The 19,414-nt window shown below is 37.9% G+C and carries 3 protein-coding genes; all 3 read right to left on the bottom strand.

Annotated features, from left to right (window positions below):
* Positions 1 to 144: 144 nt before the first annotated feature.
* The 3 genes from KBW87_RS02455 to KBW87_RS02445 all read right to left on the bottom strand — a co-directional run bounded on the left by KBW87_RS02455 (position 145) and on the right by KBW87_RS02445 (position 19,170).
* Positions 145 to 2,400, bottom strand: coding sequence for a mucin-binding protein (locus KBW87_RS02455; RefSeq protein ID WP_057809817.1), 2,256 nt, complete (start codon positions 2,398 to 2,400; stop codon positions 145 to 147).
* Positions 2,401 to 2,708: 308 nt separating this feature from the next.
* Positions 2,709 to 8,327: a mucin-binding protein gene (locus KBW87_RS02450; RefSeq protein ID WP_057809815.1), complete on the bottom strand. Its 5,619-nt coding sequence runs from the start codon at positions 8,325 to 8,327 to the stop codon at positions 2,709 to 2,711.
* 199 nt (positions 8,328 to 8,526) lie between these two features.
* The gene (locus KBW87_RS02445) at positions 8,527 to 19,170 is read right to left on the bottom strand and encodes a mucin-binding protein (RefSeq protein ID WP_255807185.1); all 10,644 of its coding nucleotides are present in this window, start codon (positions 19,168 to 19,170) and stop codon (positions 8,527 to 8,529) included.
* Positions 19,171 to 19,414 lie beyond the last annotated feature (244 nt).

Below are 19,414 nucleotides of genomic sequence, written 5' to 3'. Positions count from 1 at the left end.
ACCATATTACAGTATTAATAATAACATAGATAAATAACTATCGTTACCATTTGTTTATGCCTATGGATAGAAAAAGACGACGTTTATTCGCAATGTCATTAAGTTAAAACATTCCGTTAATTCGCCGTCTTTTATTCTTTACAACTATTTACGTTTTCCAGTCAATCCAATCAAACTAATTACAGTTGCAGCTACACCTAAAACCATAGCAGCTGTATTTGAACCACGATCTTGATGAACAGGTTGTTGTCTAATTCTATCAGATTGAGGAGTGTAATGACTTCTTTGGTTATATAGACGTTGTCTTTCACTCATCTGTGAAGCAGATGAAGTAACATCTGAGCGTTGAGAGGTACGCTTTTGACGTTTATTATTGTCCTTTTTATCGTACTTCTTATTAGAATTCTTTTGTTTCTTTGTTTGCTTCTTTCTTACACCAATAGTGAAAATCTGGGTCATTAAATCATTATTATCAAAGCGTTGAACTACACCTTCACGATCAAAATTGTTGAATACAATTTCATAACCAGCATCTTTGATGGCCTTCAAAGGAATTTCAGTACTGTATAAATCGTTAATGCTTTCACCTGGCTTACCTACCAAAGGACCAGATGAAGTCAATTGCGCACCATTTTTATCAACATCAATAAAGTTAATGATGGCAACTTGATCGTGAGCTTCTTCTGCAGTAGTCTTAACTTCATTAGCATTATCAGTTTTAGTTTCTGTATCTGTTACTGAAGTTTGGGTTTCCATCTTAGGCTGTTCGCTAGTTTTTGCTACTGTCTGTTCATTAGCTTTAGCAACAACGGGTTGGGTAGTTTCCGGCTTTGAAACCGCCGACTTTTCAGGAGCTTTAGAATTTTCCTTTTCAGGTTCAATTGCATTTGAACCCACTACTTCAGGAGTAGGAGCAGGCTCGTTAGTCATTTTAACCTTAGTACTCTTCTTTTCTTGCTTCTTATTTTCACCAACAGGGATTACTAAGACATCATTGCGCTTCTTAGCCTTGTAAGTTACACGCACATCTTTTGCAGGATTGTGAGGAGTGATTGTCATCAAATCACAAGTGTAGCCGTCAACATCGGGAACAATTTCATCAGCCATTACCTTTGTTGGATCATTCTTTAAAGTAATAAAACGAGGCTGTTTAGCTCCTTCAATTTCTTTACCATCTTCATCAACCGGAATAATGCGACCGTTTTGGACATAATTAACATTCACAATTCTGTCTTCACGAGTAATCGGTTCCGCACTAACTTCTTTAACTTCGGTATGATAGCCCGCGATCACAGGTACTTTTACATTATGGAATTGACTAGGATCTACAGTCCAGTCAGTGGTGTACTTACCATTTTCAATTACTTCGCCAGTTGGAGCCACGACTGTAATTGAGCGCATCCAAACTGCTAGTTGGACATCATTGACTGGTGTATTATCTCCTGCCCCTTCAAAATCTACTGCGAAAGTAGTTTCTTGATAATATTCATTTTTCTTAACTTTATCATTTGGATGATCAACATCAACTTTGATTAGTTCATGTTTCATTGTCATGATAAAAGTAGGAACATAATCTTCTTCACTACCAAAGAATTGAATATTATCATCCGCATTAAAGCCATTATTAACTAAAGCATAACCCTTTTCCTTTAGTTCATTAACCTTTTTTACAGGATCATAGTTGATTGGCATATTGGCTTTACCAGTTAAAGTTTCAGATGCGATTTCATGATTATTATCAGTAATATCAACAAATTTGATTACTGCAGATTGATCACCGGCATCCGGATCACGATTAATATCATATTCAACACTGTATTCACGATCAGGATCTCGGGCAGTAACTAATTCTCCCCCCACTACACTCTCATCAGGAACAAAACCAGGTAAAGTGGGCACACCAATTAGGAAGTGACTTTGACTTTCAGGCTGCCACCCTTCATCCTTGATCATTTCTTTAGTAACTTTATCAACCACAATGGTATGATCAAATGTTACATGAGTTACTGTATCATCAGGCGTACGATTTCCTGCACCACTATAATGGACAGTTTGTGTACCGACCTTTTGAAGATCATCTTTATTAAATCCGTAACCTGGATTATTTACATCTACTACTTCATGACCATGACGAAAACTAATTACATAAGGCGTAGTTGATTCATCACTAAATAATGGCTTTTTACCGTCAGGATCAAAATTATTTTCGACAAGTTCATAGCCCTTGTCTTCTAATTCCTTGATCTTTGCGGCACTGTCATAATCAATGACGGAGTCCTTACTACCTTCTAATTCACCAGAGGTGCCTATATTAGCCAAATCATCATCTATATCTATGAAGTTTACAACTGCTTTTCGTCCCTTACCAAAAAGAGACATCTTTCTTGTTAACTTATTCATCAGACTCTAGCCTTTCATATATGTCCATTATAATACGATTATTTCATTTTCCAAAATCCTATACAACGAAATCATGATCCTAACAACCAATTAATTTAGTCGAATCCTGCAAGCTATTGCTATTTTGAAAGCGGTTGAAAAATATAAATTCGTATCAAATCAGTCTCTTGTATATATAATAACACACATTATTTAATAAAACTTATATTTTTCTAAAAATAACACATAGATAAAAAAGAACATAACCCAAATTTGAGTTATGTTCTTTTTCTATTTATTTATAAATATTAATTAAGTTTAACTATTTTTTATTTTTTCTGCTTTTTAACACCGGCAAGTCCAATTAAACCAAGTCCTGCAGCTAAACTTCCAGCTACAATCGCAGCTGAATCATTAGCTTGGCCAGTTTGTGGTAATGCTTGTTTAGTCGAAGCAGTTGATTGTACAGTTTGTTTATTTGAAACTACAGTGTTCTTTGCTGGAGTCTGAACATTAGTTCTTACAATTCCCGTTCTACCAATTACATTAGCAGCATGAGGTTTTACAGTTTGAATATGTTCATCCTTCTTTGACTTATTTTCTGTCACAGTATGAGTAGCTGGTGACTTTTTAGCCTTAGTAGGAATGTTTTGTGGGAGTGGACGGATAGTTTCGATTGTTTTTGGCTTCTCATAAACTACTGGTGTATCTTCGATTGGAGACTGTGGAATCACGGTCTTTTCAGTTGGCGTATATCCTGGAACGTCGGGAGTTGGCTGGTTTGGCACCACCTTAGTTGGATCAGTTGGATCGTTTTGATACTTTGGAGCAGGTACATCGGAAATCGGATTATGATTTGGATCTACCGGAACAATCTTACCAATCTTATGGTAAACCACAACTACACTAGCATCCGGATTTGCGGGAGTTACAGTCTTCCCCCCAGCGATAGTTACTTCTGCTACATAGCCATCGATTACTGGAACGTTTATTGTACCAAAGGTATAGCTCGATTCGCCATTAGTAAACTTGTGAGTTTGAATCTCTGGATTACGAAGTTGAGTATTATTATCTCCATCAACGAAGGTAATTGTTTGCTTCCCAATTACAGTTTCTGGAGTTGGCACTGCGTTCTTCTTATAAGTTACAGTATAACTTTTATCAATATCCCCATTTCCATTTTGATCAAGAGTGACGGTTTCTCCACCAACACTATTTTTATCTGGAGTATAGCCATTAATGGTTGGAGTGGTAATTGACTTGTAGGTTTGACTTGAAGTCCAACCATTATCTTTAATAATCTTACCAGTTACTTTATCAACCAAAACTTCATGCTTAAACTCTACTGTTGATACATTGTCCTTTGGAGTTTGACCATCTGCGCCTTGATAGTGAACAGTTTGAGTACCAATCTTTGTCAGACTCTTAGAATCGGTCCCTTCTGGCCACTTAGGTCCATTTGGATCATTAGGATTGATTGGCTGACCAGGATTGCCTGGCTTATCTGGAGTAACTGGAACTATACCATGTTTCAAGATAACTGTATAAGTTTGGGTAGTTGCATCATCATGATCATAAGCCGCACGAACTGGGAAGCCATCGTTTACAAGAACGTAACCCTTATTTTCAAGATCTTTAATCGTTGAAGCAGTTGAATAGTCAATTTTTTCGCCAGCTTTACCGGTTAAATCACCCGAAGTAATGATAAGTTTATTATTTTCATCACTATCAATGTAATTTACAATTGCAACTTGATCCTTTACTGGATTAATTTGACCATTTTTACTGTAAACCACATTTACTACGTAATCTTGATCAGTATGACTCAAAGTTACTGAATTGATACTCTTTACACCGTCGCCATCCTTAGAAATGTTAACTACATGATATCCATCAATAAATGGAACATCCATACCGTTAACTTGTTGATCTGGTGACCAAGTCAAGGTCTTAGTCCACTTGCCTGTTACCTTATCAAGTTCACCAGTTGCAGTGAAGATGATAGTTTGATCAATTGAGGCACGTAATACAGTTCCATCATCATTAATAAAGTTAATAGTGCGCGTTACGCGACGTGTTAAATCAGTTGTATCAGTGCCGTTTGGATACTTAGGTCCATTTGGATCATTAGGGTTAATTGGTTCTCCTGGCTTACCTGGGTTAGTTGGGTTTACTGGAACAACATCATGTTCTACGTAAATAGTTACGTTAGTAGTACCCTTGGCAATCTCACCTGGAATAGTTACATCTGGGTTAATTACCTTGTAACCCTTGTTAGTAAGTTCAGTGATTACCTTATCCTTGTCGTAGCTTATCTTTGTACCAACATCTTCTGAACCAGAGTTGTAACCATAATCAGTAAGGTTTTGACCAGTAGTGTTGTCATGTACAAAGACATTTACTTCACCCTTGTCGTTAACAACTGGATTGTATGGTACTGGAGTATCCTTGCCTGGATCAGTTGGCGTTACTGTTGGAGTTGATGGAGTCATTCCTGGAATAGTTGGAACTGGCTCATCTGGAACTACCTTAGTTGGATCAGTCGGATTGGTTGGGTAAGTTGGAGTTGGTACATTTGGAATTGGCTTACCACTTGGATCAACTGGAATAATCTTACCGTTTTGGCTGTAGTTTACAGTTACAGTCTTGTTCAAGTCTTCGGGAGTGATGGTTGTTCCACCTGCAGTACGCTTATCTGCATGGTAGCCATCAATTACTGGAGTATCAACGTTGCCGAAGGTGTGGCTAGTTACATTCCATGAACCATCAGTGATTACCTTACCAGTTACATTATCGATCACCATGGTCTTAGTGAAGTTGAAATTATCTACGTGATCCTGAGGAGTTTGATCACCTGCACCAGTGTAATGGATAGTTTGTGTACCAGTTCTCTTAACGCTGTTTTCATCAGTGCCTTGTGGGAACTTAGGACCATCTGGATCGTTAGGATTAATTGGTTCTCCCGGCTTACCTGGCTTGTCTGGAGTAATGGTTGTAGTACCGTGCTTCAAAACAACTGTGTAAGTTTGAGTAGTATTGTCATCGTTATCGTAAACTACCCCTGCTGGGAAGCCATCGTTTACAAGAACGTAACCTTTGTTAGTAAGGTCTTGAATGGTTGACTCAGTTGAGTAGTCAATCTTAGCACCAGCATCCCCAGTTAAATCGCCCGAACTAGTAATTAGCTTATTGTTTTCATCACTATCAACATAATTTACAACAGCTACTTGATCTTTAATTGGGTTATAAATCACTGGCGTATCCTTACCCGGATCAGTTGGCGTTACTGTTGGGGTTTGGGGAGTCATTTTTGGAATAGTTGGGACTGGTTCATCTGGAGTTACCTTAGTTGGATCCGTTGGATCATTTGAATAAGTTGGAGTCGGAACATCTGGAATTGGCTTACCAGATGGATCAACTGGGATGATCTTACCTACCTTTTGGTAAACAACTTCAGCAACCACATTTAAATTATCACGAGTTGAAGTTAATCCTCCAGCTACTACTTGATTATTTTTCTTACTAAAACCATCAATTGCCACATAACCATCAATAACTGGAACAGTTACTGTATCAAAAGTATGTGAGTCCGCATTCCATGAACCTTCCTTAAGCTGTTTACCAGTAAACTTATCATAAGTATCTCCACTATATTCATAATTAAATCTTGGAGAAACAACGGCTTGCTTAAGCTCATGTCCTTCTTCATCTACAAACTTTACAGTTTGAGTTGATGGCTTAGTATCTTGACCACGAAGTGCAGTACCATTTTCGATATAAGTAACAGTTACTTCAACTTTTGAATTATCAGGAGTAACAGTACTTCCCTTCACATTTTCTTTATCAGGATGATAATTTTCAATAACTGGAGAAACTACATTTTCAAAAGTGTAACTTTCTGGCGCCCAGCTACTTTCAATAACCTTCCCATTCACAGCATCAGTTTTGGTAGTCTTTACAAAAGTAATGGTTTGTTCATTGTCATTCGCAGCTTTACTTCCATCTGCATAAACATAATGAATTACTTGATTACCATCTTGAGATACAGTTGTAGTTTCAATTTTATGCTTCAAATGGACAGTGAACTTATTCTTATTTTCATCTGCATTAAAAATCTTTGCTCCGTTTGAAAAATCGTCACTAACTAATTCATAACCTTGTTTTTCGTAATTAGCGATTTCATCCGTAGTACTATAGTCAATATTAGAACCAATTTTTCCATTCAAAGCAACATCTTTAAGATCTTTTTGGTCGGTATCATCAATATAAACTACATTTCCGCTAGTTTGATTGGTATAAACATAAGTTACAGTGTAATTAAAAGTTGTAAACTTTCCTTCAGTGGCACCACGAACAGTTTTTAAATTATAGCCATCAAAACTCTTTTGTTCACTCTTCCATTCACCATTTGGATACCAGTTTGCCTTAGGGTTAACACCATTATTAGTTTGATTCGGATTTTCTTTATTAAAAGAAAGTTCTACTGAATCAGCTAACTTTTTTCCATCTTGATCAACATAATTAACAGTTACTGACTTGTGTGGTAAAAAGTGAACGGCTACATAAGATTCCAATCTATTAGTTAAATCGCTATCTTTATGATCATTTAATACGCCGATATAACTAAATCCTTGCTTAGTATATCTTTCGTCCATATTATTAATGGTTTTTTCAAAAGAATTATCACCATAGGTTTTATTAACCAAATCAATACTTACCCCACCTGGCAACTTACTCCAGTTAATCCCATAGTCTTCACCAACACCGGTAATGCCAGCTCCTCCACCATCTGGAAGCCCTTGTTCTGCATTTTTAGCAACTTTCTTATAGACAAATTTAATAATCATTGGATTTAAATCGTCTTTAGTTGAAACTTGTGTAATTGGTTTTTCAACGACTGGATCGGATACTAATTCATACCCTGGAATATCGATAGCACGAGCCATAAACTTTGAATCTTCAATTCCATCTTGATCACTATATGGACTCTTTGAAGTAGAAGCCTTAGAAGAATCACTAAACTTAGTCAATAAATTACCATCTGTATCTACATACTCAACAGTAGTTGGAGCAAGTGGAGCAAAATGCAAAGTCAAATTCACATCACGATCTGGAACGACCAAATTTGCATGACCAAATGCAGGATATTGAACTTCATAACCTTCCAGTGCTTCCGGATTCATCAATTTATAACCAACATAACCAGTATAAATTCGATGGCTTTTATCTCCTGCTTTAGCTTTAAAGGAATCAGTTCCATACAAAGTTTGCCCTGTACTATCATCGACATTGGTAATATTAACCGAATATTCTTCGTTCTTATCAGAAACTTGTGGAGTTTGTGCTTGCTTTTGATTAGTGACAGTCTTATTTTGATCTTCAAGCTGTTTATTATTTTGTTCAGTGGTTGGTGAAGCAGTTTCTACTTTATTATTCTCCACAACAGATGTATTATTTGGCTTTTCTTCTTGCTTAGTATTTAATTCTCCACTTGTTACTTGTGAACTTTCAACCTTATCTTGATCTTGCTTTTCAGATAAAGTTGTTTCATTAGAATTAACAACTGGAGACTTAGTTTCTGAAGATTCAGTCTTTTGAGTCTCAGCTGGTTTTTCAGCAGCCTTTTGAGTTTGTGCTTGATTATCTGCATTAGTATCAGCAGTTGGAGCATCATTGTTTGAAGGGACATTATTTGTAGTAGATTGTTGAGTTTCTACTACAACCTTATCAACTTTCTGAGTGTTAACGGCTTTATTACTTTCAGAAACCACATCGGCATCTGAATTTTGATCATTGTTTTCTTGAGTGTCAGCTTTTGCAACAGCATTAGTTGAGCCTAGCCATAGACTTGTACCTATTAGTACAGAAGCAGCACCCACTGTAAGTTTTCTAATAGCAAAATGATCTTTTCTTTCTGCTAATTTTTCATTATTAGTCTTAACATTCATAATTCTTTTCCTCGATAGTTCTAAAACTCTGTTATGTTCTTAATAACATACGTTATATAATCTTCATAAATATATAATAACACAAATTATTTAATAATGACTATTCTTTCAAAAGTATTTGAAATTTATTTTGATACATAAAAAAGACATGATCTCATAGAAATCATGTCTTTTCATTTAAGCTAACGATTAAAGGAATCTATTCTTCTTCCTTTTTACGTTTCTTTACACCTGCAAGTCCGATTAAACCTAATCCTGCAGCAAGTCCACCGGCTACGCCGGCAACTTCATTATCCTTCTCACCAGTTTGTGGAAGAGTCTTAGCTTCATTTTGCTTTTGAACTGGAGTACTTATCTTCTTAGCGTTTCCAGCAGTAGGAGTTTTAACTTCTTCTACTGGTTTAGCACCATGAGGTTTTACAGTATCTTGGGCGCCATCCACATCAGTTGCATGAGGTGGAAGAGTTTCATTTTGCTTATTAGGAACATCCTTCTTAGCTGGTTTTGCAGGTTTTACTGGAGTTGGTTCATCATCTTGAGCATGAGGTGGAATAGTATCTGAATTATCTGGCTTAGTGTAAACAACCTTCGTATCCTTAGTTGGATCTACTGGAGTTACACTATTTTCACTTGGAGTGTAGCCTGGAAGTTCCGGAACTGGTTCGTTTGGTACTACTCTAGTTGGATCAGTTGGATCATTCTTGTAACTTGGAGTTGGAGCATCCGGAATTGGATTTCCATTTGGATCTACTGGAACGATCTTACCAATCTTGTGGTAAACAACTGTTACGTTTGCGTCAGGATTATCTGGAGTTACTGTCTTACCGCCGGCAGTTTTAACTTCTGCAACATAACCATCAATTACTGGAACAGTTATTGTGCCGAAGGTGTAACTAGATTCACCATTGGTAAACTTGTGAGTTTGAACATTTGGATCACGAAGTGGTGTATTACCATTATCACCATCTACAAAGTTAATAGTTTGTTTACCTGTTACTGTATCAGGAGTTGGTACATCTGGTGTTGGAGTTACATTCTTGTTGTAAACCACAGGCGTATCCTTACCTGGATCAGTTGGTGTTACCGTATTTTGACTTGGAGTGTAACCAGGAATAGTTGGAACTGGTTCATCTGGTACTACTCTAGTTGGATCAGTAGGATCAGTTGGGTATTGTGGTGTTGGTACGTTTGGAATTGGTTTGCCACTTGGATCAACTGGGATGATCTTTCCATTTTGACTGTAATTTACTACATCAGTCACTTCTGGATTTTCAACTGTTACAGTTTTACCGCCTGCAGTACGTTTGTCCGCGTGGTATCCATCAACTACTGGAGTATCAACGGTGCCAAACGTGTGGCTACTTGGAGTCCAGCCGTTATCCTTAACAATCTTACCCGTTACCTTATCAACTATTACTTCATGATTAAATTCAGTAGTAGTTACATTATCCTTAGGAGTATTGTTGCCTGCACCAGTGTAATGAATAGTTTGTTTTCCTGTCTTCTTCAAACTATTTTCACCAGTGTTGTCTGGCCACTTAGGTCCATTTGGATCGTTAGGATTAATTGGTTCTCCTGGCTTACCTGGGTTAGTTGGGTTTACTGGAACTAAGTCATGTTCTACGTAAATAGTTACGTTAGTAGTACCCTTGACAATCTCACCTGGAATAGTTACATCTGGGTTGATTACCTTGTAACCCTTGTTAGTAAGTTCAGTGATGACCTTAGTCTTGTCGTAGCTTACCTTTGTACCAACATCTTCTGAACCAGAGTTGTAACCATAATCAGTAAGGTTTTGACCAGTAGTGTTGTCATGTACAAAGACATTTACTTCACCCTTGTCGTTAACAACTGGATTGTATGGCACTGGAGTATCCTTGCCTGGATTAGTTGGAGTAACTGTTGGAGTTGATGGAGTCATTCCTGGAACAGTTGGTACTGGTTCATCTGGTGTTACCTTAGTTGGATCACTTGGATCTGTTGGGTATTGTGGTGTTGGTACGTTTGGAATTGGCTTACCACTTGGACCAACTGGAATAATCTTACCGTTTGGTGTGTAAGTTACAGTTACAGTCTTGTTCAAGTCTTCGGGAGTGATGGTTGTTCCACCTGCAGTACGCTTGTCTGCGTGGTATCCATCAACTACTGGTGTATCTACGTTGCCAAATGTGTGGCTAGTTACGTTCCATTTACCACTATCAACTACTTCACCGGTTACTTTATCTACAACCATGGTCTTAGTAAACGTGAAGCTTTGAACATCATCCTTAGGAGTCTTGTCACCCGCACCAGTGTAATGAATAGTTTGTGTACCAGTCTTCTTCAAACTATTTTCACCAGTATTGTCTGGCCACTTAGGTCCGTTTGGATCGTTAGGATTAATTGGTTCTCCTGGCTTACCTGGCTTGTCCGGAGTTACTGGAACTAAGTCATGTTCTACGTAAATAGTTACGTTAGTAGTACCCTTGGCAATCTCACCTGGAATAGTTACATCTGGGTTGATTACCTTGTAACCCTTGTTAGTAAGTTCAGTGATGACCTTAGTCTTGTCGTAGCTTACCTTTGTACCAACATCTTCTGAACCAGAGTTGTAACCATAATCAGTAAGGTTTTGACCAGTAGTGTTGTCATGTACAAAGACATTTACTTCACCCTTGTCATTTACAACTGGATTGTATGGTACTGGCGTATCCTTACCTGGATCAGTTGGCGTTACTGTTGGTGTCGATGGAGTCATTCCTGGAATAGTTGGAACTGGTTCATCTGGAACTACCTTAGTTGGATCAGTCGGATCGGTTGGGTAAGTTGGAGTTGGTACATTTGGAATTGGCTTGCCACTCGGATCAACTGGAATAATCTTACCGTTTGGTGTGTAAGTTACAGTTACTTCCTTAGTTAAGTCCTCTGGAGTAATTGTTGTTCCACCTGCAGTACGCTTGTCTGCATGGTAGCCATCAATTACTGGAGTATCAACGTTGCCAAAGGTGTGGCTAGTTACGTTCCATTTACCACTATCAACTACTTCACCGGTTACTTTATCTACAACCATGGTCTTAGTAAACGTGAAGCTTTGAACATCATCCTTAGGAGTCTTGTCACCTGCACCAGTGTAATGGATAGTTTGCGTACCAGTCTTCTTCAAACTGTTTTCACCAGTATTGTCTGGCCACTTAGGTCCGTTTGGATCGTTAGGATTAATTGGTTCTCCTGGCTTACCTGGCTTGTCCGGAGTTACTGGAACAACATCATGTTCTACGTAAATAGTTACGTTAGTAGTACCCTTGGCAATCTCACCTGGAATAGTTACATCTGGATTAATTACCTTGTAGCCCTTGTTAGTAAGTTCAGTAATTACTCTATCCTTGTCATAAGTTACCTTTGTACCAACATCTTCTGAACCAGAGTTGTAACCATAATCAGTAAGGTTTTGACCAGTAGTGTTGTCATGTACAAAGACATTTACTTCACCCTTGTCGTTAACAACTGGATTGTATGGTACTGGAGTATCCTTGCCTGGATCAGTTGGCGTTACTGTTGGTGTCGATGGAGTCATTCCTGGAATAGTTGGTACTGGTTCATCTGGTGTTACCTTAGTTGGATCAGTCGGATCTGTTGGGTATTGTGGTGTTGGTACGTTTGGAATTGGCTTGCCACTTGGATCAACTGGAATAATCTTGCCATTTGGCGTGTAAGTTACAGTTACTTCCTTAGTTAAGTCCTCTGGAGTAATTGTTGTTCCACCTGCAGTACGCTTGTCTGCATGGTAGCCATCAATTACTGGAGTATCAACGTTGCCAAAGGTGTGGCTAGTTACATTCCAACCAGTTTGACTGATAATTGCACCAGTTACCTTATCAACTACGGCACTCTTAGTGAAGTCAAAGCTTTGAACATTATCATCCTTAGCCTTACGTCCATCAGAGTAAACATAGTGAATGGTTTGTGTACCAGTTTTCTTCAAGCTATCTTCCCCAGTTCCGTCTGGCCACTTAGGGCCATCTGGATCGTTAGGATTAATTGGCTCTCCTGGCTTACCTGGCTTGTCTGGAGTAATGGTTGTAGTACCATGCTTCAAGACTACTGTGTAAGTTTGGATAGTGTTGTCGTCGTTGTCGTAAACTGCACCTGCTGGGAAGCCATCGTTTACAAGAACGTAACCCTTGTTTTCAAGATCCTCAATAGTTGGGGCGGTTGAGTAGTCAATCTTTGCACCAGCCTTACCAGTCAAGTCACCTGAAGTGGTGATAACCTTGTTGCCTTCGTCACTATCAACGTAGTTAACAATAGCTACTTGATCCTTAGCTGGAGTCTCTGGTGTGTATGGCACTGGAGTGTCTTTGCCCGGATTCGTTGGAGTAACTGTTGGTGTTGATGGAGTGTAACCTGGAATAGTTGGAACTGGCTCATCTGGAGTGACCTTAGTTGGATCACTTGGATCGGTTGGGTATTGGGGTGTTGGTACGTTTGGAATTGGCTTGCCATTTGGATCAACTGGAATAATCTTACCGTTTGGTGTGTAAGTTACAGTTACTTCCTTGGTCAAGTCTTCTGGGGTAATGGTTGTTCCACCCGCAGTACGCTTGTCTGCGTGGTATCCATCAACTACTGGTGTATCTACGTTGCCAAAGGTGTGGCTAGTTACGTTCCATTTACCACTATCAACTACTTCACCGGTTACCTTGTCTACAACCATGGTCTTAGTAAACGTGAAGCTTTGAACATTATCATCCTTAGCCTTACGTCCATCAGAGTAAACATAGTGAATGGTTTGTGTACCAGTTTTCCTCAAGCTATCTTCCCCAGTTCCGTCTGGCCACTTAGGGCCATCTGGATCGTTAGGGTTAATTGGTTCACCCGGCTTACCTGGGTCAGTTGGAGTTACTGGAACAGTACCATGCTTCAAGACTACTGTGTAAGTTTGAGTAGTATTGTCATCGTTATCGTAAACTGCATCTGCTGGGAAGCCATTGTTTACAAGAACGTAACCCTTGTTTTCAAGATCCTTAATAGTTGGAGCGGTTGAGTAGTCAATCTTATCTCCCGCCTTACCAGTCAAATTACCTGAACTAGTGATTAGCTGGTTGTTTTCATCTGCATCAACATAGTTAACAATAGCTACTTGATCCTTAGCTGAAGTATCCGGTGTGTATGGTACTGGAGTATCTTCAGTTGGAACACTTGGAGTTACTGTTGGAGTTGATGGAGTGTAGCCTGGAATAGTTGGGACTGGTTCATTTGGTGTTACTTTAGTTGGATCGGTTGGATCATTTGGATAACTTGGAGTTGGAGCATCTGGAATTGGAGTTTTTCCATCTGGACCTACTGGAACTATCTTACCAACCTTCTTGTATACAACTGTAAAGATTCTATTTCGCTGAGCATCAGAAGCTTCAGGAGTTGTTGTAAATCCACCAGCAGTATACTTGCCATTATTATTGGTATAACCAGATACTGCAACATAACCATCAATTACAGGAACATCTGCAGCGGTAAAGTCATGGCTAGTAGCGTTCCATTTACCATTTGAAATTAAAGTATTGGTTTGCTTGTCATAAGTATCACCAGAATAGCTAAATTGGAAAGTTTGGGAAGCTGAAGCATGAAGTTCATTTCCTTGATCATCAACATACCTTACAACTTGTGAAGCATCCTTTTGATCTTTATTTCTAATTTCTTCACCATTCTTAGTGTAAGTTACTGTAGTTTCACTTGTTGGATTATCTGGAGTTACTGTTGCACCTTCAACAACTGTTTTATCGGCATGGTAACCATTGATGGTTGGTGAAGTTACATCATTAAACTTATGATTTTCAGGACTCCAACCCTTATCTTCAATTTGCTTACCAGTTACATTGTCAAAGACTAAAGTATGATCAAATTTAGTATTTTGAACATTATCATCAGCTGCCTTAGTGCCATCACTATATACATAATGAACAGTTTGTGAACCATCCTTAGTTAAACTCTTAGCATCTGTTCCATCTGGCCACTTAGGACCATCTGGATCGTTAGGGTTGATTGGCTCTCCTGGCTTACCTGGCTTGCCCGGAGTAATAGTAGTTGTATTATGAATAAAGTGAACTTCATAATTACCACCATTTTCAGGCATCGTTGTTACATTAAAGTTATCACTTACCAACTTGAAGCCTTTATTCTCAAGTTCAGTAATTGAAGGTTGAGTAGAGTAGTCCAATGGAGTACCGGGCTTACCAGTAATGGTCTTATCATATGAGCTTAAGTTTTGTTTACCTTCACCCACCGTATCATCGAAGTACTTAACTGTAACAGTTTGATCTTCTGGTGTAGGAGTTGGCTTAGTATAAGGAACATTAGTATCCTTAGTTGGTACTTCTGGAGTTACATTTGGAATATTTGTACTCCAGCCTGGTACATTTGGTGTTGGCTCGTTTGGTGTTACCTTGGTTGGATCGGTTGGATCATTAGTGTAACTTGGAGTTGGTGCATCCGGAATTGGTTTTCCTGATGGATCAACTGGAATGATCTTACCTACCTTATGATAAATAATTGTAATTTCCTTATTTGGATCAGTTGGAGTTGAAGTTTGACCTTCATAAGTTCTTTTTTCTGCAACATAACCATCAATTACTGGAGCATCAACATTTTCAAACTTATGACTATCTGCATTCCATTGACCAGTTTGACCTGACTTAACAAAAGTAAAAGTGCCATTAGTGCTATCTTCACGAAGAGCAGTATTAGTGTCTCCATCAATATAATGAACCGTCTGTTTACTATCAACAGTTTTATCTTCTGAAGCTGGCTTAGTATAAGGAACTGGCGTATCCTTACCAGGATCTGTTGGTGTGACTGTTGGCACACTAGGAATATAACCTGGAACATTTGGTACGGGTTCATTTGGAGTTACTTTAGATGGATCTGTTGGGTCTGTTGGATATTGTGGAGTTGGTGCATCTGGAATTGGGTTTCCTGATGGATCAACCGGAATAATCTTACCATTAGGAGCATAAGTTACCGTTACGGTAATATCTCCACTGTCTTTAGTCAAACCAGTAATTGCTGCAACATTATTACCATCACGGTGACTTGAAACGTCTACCAAGTGATAATTTTGTTCTACTGGAGAAACAACCATATCAAATGAAGTCTTATCGCTAGTCCAAGTAATTTGTGGAGTTGCGGTATTATTTTCATCGATTACCCACTGACCATTTTGTTGAGTAGCATTAACTAATTGACCAGTAACCTTATCTACATAAGCAGTTCCAGTGAAAGTAGCAGTTTGCTTAGCATTAGCAGGAACAGTAGCAGTAAAGGTTGAACCATCATTATTTACGTAGTTAACAGTTAAGTTAACTTTTTTAGTTAATTGATCAGGTTGAGCTTCTGCTGGAGTGTTCTTTGGCACATCTGGTGTTGGTGTATCTGGAGTTACTGGTTGAACACCATGTTTCATATGAACAGTTACCACTACATTTTGGTTACCTTCAATAGTAGAAGGAATGGTACCATCTGTTGTTACATACACATACCCTTGACTTTCAAGGTTAGTAATAGTTTGGGTAGTAGTATAAGTAACAGGAGTACCGGCATCTACTGATCCAGTAGTGTATTGAGTATTTGGAATAGTGGTATTAGTTGTATCATCATGGTAGTTAACAGTTACAGAACCCTTTTCCGCTGCCTTTTTGTAAACAACTACAGTTTCATAATTGTTTGGAATTCCAGTAATACCCTTATCTCTATAAGCTGCTGAAAGCATCCCATTTTGAACAACATCATTAGCTGCATCTAAAGTAAAGTTAGCCTTTACACTTGATCCATCGCCGCCAACAGTAACACCTGGGGCATTAGTTGATTGAATAGTTGCAGTGTAACCCTGTTCTACTGGAGAAGTCACTGCAGCATATGGATTAGTAACAGTTTGGCCTTGATCATTGGTCATCTTCCAACCAGAATCTTGAGTTACTGAATATCCACTTCTGATATAATCTAAAACTTCATCAGCACTGTGATTTAAAGCATAATCTTGAACTGTTTTAATTTGATCGGCAGTTAAATCCAGAGTTAAATCACGAGTCAAGTTTAAATCTTGAGTTACAACGAGTGGTTGACCATTTGCATCAAGAACTGGAGAACCATCTTCGTATACATACTTAATAGTGTTAGTATGAGTACCCTTAATTTGAGTTGAAGTTTCGTGAGGAATCCAAATTTGGTGACTAGCACGCATAGTAGAAATACCATAAGCTGGACTATTTTGTAATCCACTTTGAGTTGGATTAGTTTCATTGTCACGAATTTGGTTAGCACGAATGCCACCAACTAAGCCTTGACCATTAATGGATAAGTCTGGATTAGCACCATTATTATAAATATCACCGGATGCGAAACCATGCTTATTAAATTGAACGCTATTTACATCTGTCCAAATTTGTTGAGCACCATTTGATTTAATTTGTTGGTAAACAACATAATCAGTACCACCAATAGTTAAAATACCTTTGGTACCACCCATATAGATCAAGTTAGCGGTATATTGACTTGAAGTTGAATTAATGTCAGTACCACCAATACCAGCCATCCAACCAGTAGTTGCTCCACCAGCAGAATAACGTTGCAAGTTAAGAAGTAATGGATCTTGAATATTAATTCGTGAATTTGAATTTCCTAATGGGAAGGAAATTAATTCGGCATAGAAGTTAGTGTTATCATCACGAATATCGACAATTGCACCCTTCTTAGAAGTAAAGGCAGCGTTAGTATTTGCATTACGCGAATCTAATTGAACTACATCATCCCATGGATTATCGCCACGACCTTCAAGAATAACTCTGAAAGTAGCGTCTTCACCAACTGTAATATTACCGGCTTCGTTTACTCCGATATAGTTATAACCATCATAACTACCTGAAGTTCCAGTCTTACCTACTGAATGGAAGTAAGTTACAGCGTGATCACCGATATTAATATTGGCGTTATTTGCTAAATCAAGTGCAACCCCACGACCTCTGTTTTCAAAGTGAACATTAGCGTATTCACCCACGTTAAAGTTAGAGTTATCACCTAAGATAACCCCATCACGACCTGTAAAGTTAAAGGTTGAGTATTGGCCTAAATTGATTTGACCAGAACCATTTGGTCTAGATTGAGCTGTACCATATCCACCAAATCGATCAGAATCTTTAGAAACTGGTCTAGTTCCCGTCATTGCAATACCTTGACCACTACCAGTATTCAAGTTAAGAGTAGAATTACGTCCAGTTGTTACACTACCATTACTATTAGCATAAATACCTGCTACGTGATAACGTTCAGTACTACTTGAATTATTACTTAAGTTAATGTTTAAAGTAGCATTATCTCCGACATTAACACTACCGCCACTAGTTAAGTTAATACCATCATTAATTTGAGAACTATTAATATTTAAAGTAGCACCATTTTCAACGTTAACTCGACTAGCAACAATGTTAGAATTTGAATAATTATTTCTATTTCCCTTGTAACCTTGGGCACTAGATTGATCGCTAGTTGGTACAGTTTGAGTATTAACATTAGAAGTAACAGTACCTTGAATATTAACAGTACCATTACCCATAATTGACCCATTAATAGTTAAATCTTTAAGGGTCAAATTACTATTATTAGTAATAGTGTATTGACCTAAGTTAAGAGTGGATCCATTAGTACCACTAATAGTTGCATTTCCGTAAACATTTACATTGCCATAAGCAGTAATATTACCATCAATGTTAACTTGCTTACCGGAGTTTAATGCACTTTGGAAACTGTTCCAGTCCTTAACGGTTACGGCATCATTATTATTAGAACCAGTAGAAGTTGGAACTGCCATTAAATTTAATCCAAGAGTTGCCAACTTACTTGAAGCTAATTCTTTACTTGGATCAATACTTCTATTTTGAGCAAAAAGAGCATTAATGGTAGCTCTATCTACTAACGCTTCATTCCCCTTAGTCAAATTAGCCTTAAGGGCATCCGCATTTAATCCTGAAGTTAAATCACCAATCTTAAGTTCTTGAGTCTTATTATCTTTTTGTGAATCTTGATTGGATTTAGTTGTTTTAACAACTTGACCTAATCTTGCAGTATCTGTAGTTAAATCATTTTGACTAACTTCAGTATTTTTACCAGCTTGAGCAGCTTTTTCTAACTCTTGACTTACAGAAGTGGAATTTGTTTCTAAATTCTTTCCATCTTGAGCTGCATTGTTAATTGTTTTTGTAGTCTCTTTAGCAGCTTGAGTTTGAGTTTGCTGTTCAGCTTGTTTATTTTTAGTATTTTCAGTTGCATTAGCTACATGAACATCGGCAGCTTTTTGAGTTGCATCTTTATCCGTAGTAGCTTTTTCAGCAGCCTTATTATTAGTCGTGTCTGATTGTTTAGTCCCACCTAAATCTTTATCAGACTTTTCAGTTTGCGTTTGTGCAGAATTTGCATTAGCTTCTTCAGTCTCTACTTTAGCAGTATCATTTGCTTCTGAAGTTTGAGCTGCCTTTTCTGCATCATTCCCATTAGTTACATTACTACTATTTGTAACCTCATTTGAATCTGACTTCTCAGTTGCATCATTATTCTCTTCAATCTTATTTTGATCAGTATCAACTACTACCTTATCAACACTTTTAGTGTCGACTGTGGCAGTGTGCGTACTTTCTTGAGTATCAGCTTCACTATTATCTTTTATAGTATCAGCACTGGCGACATTTGCATTATTTCCAAGCCATAAAGTAGTCCCAAGAAGAACAGAAGCAGCACCAACTGTCAATTTACGAATCCCAAAATGAGATTGACGTTCAGCAGTCTGTTCAATTCTTTGGATACGATTGTTTTTTGAAACCATAGTGTTTCAGCCTCCAATTCCTATTACGAACTGTTATGTTTTTAAGTTATTTTATTTTTTGCACAACTTAATAATAACATGTATTATTTAATATGCAATAACTATTTTTTAAAAAGTGTTTATTTAATTTTTTTAATATAACTTTTTAATCCAGACCATACTTTTGCTATAAAAATGTTTATGCACCAATCTTTATATGGCGCCAAAAACAATAAACGATCCAAATGTTTCCATTTTAAATAAT

Origin of the sequence: Lactobacillus intestinalis (assembly GCF_024397795.1) — a bacterium.
GTDB classification, from domain to species: domain Bacteria; phylum Bacillota; class Bacilli; order Lactobacillales; family Lactobacillaceae; genus Lactobacillus; species Lactobacillus intestinalis.
This window is presented reverse-complemented; position numbering and strand designations above follow the sequence as displayed.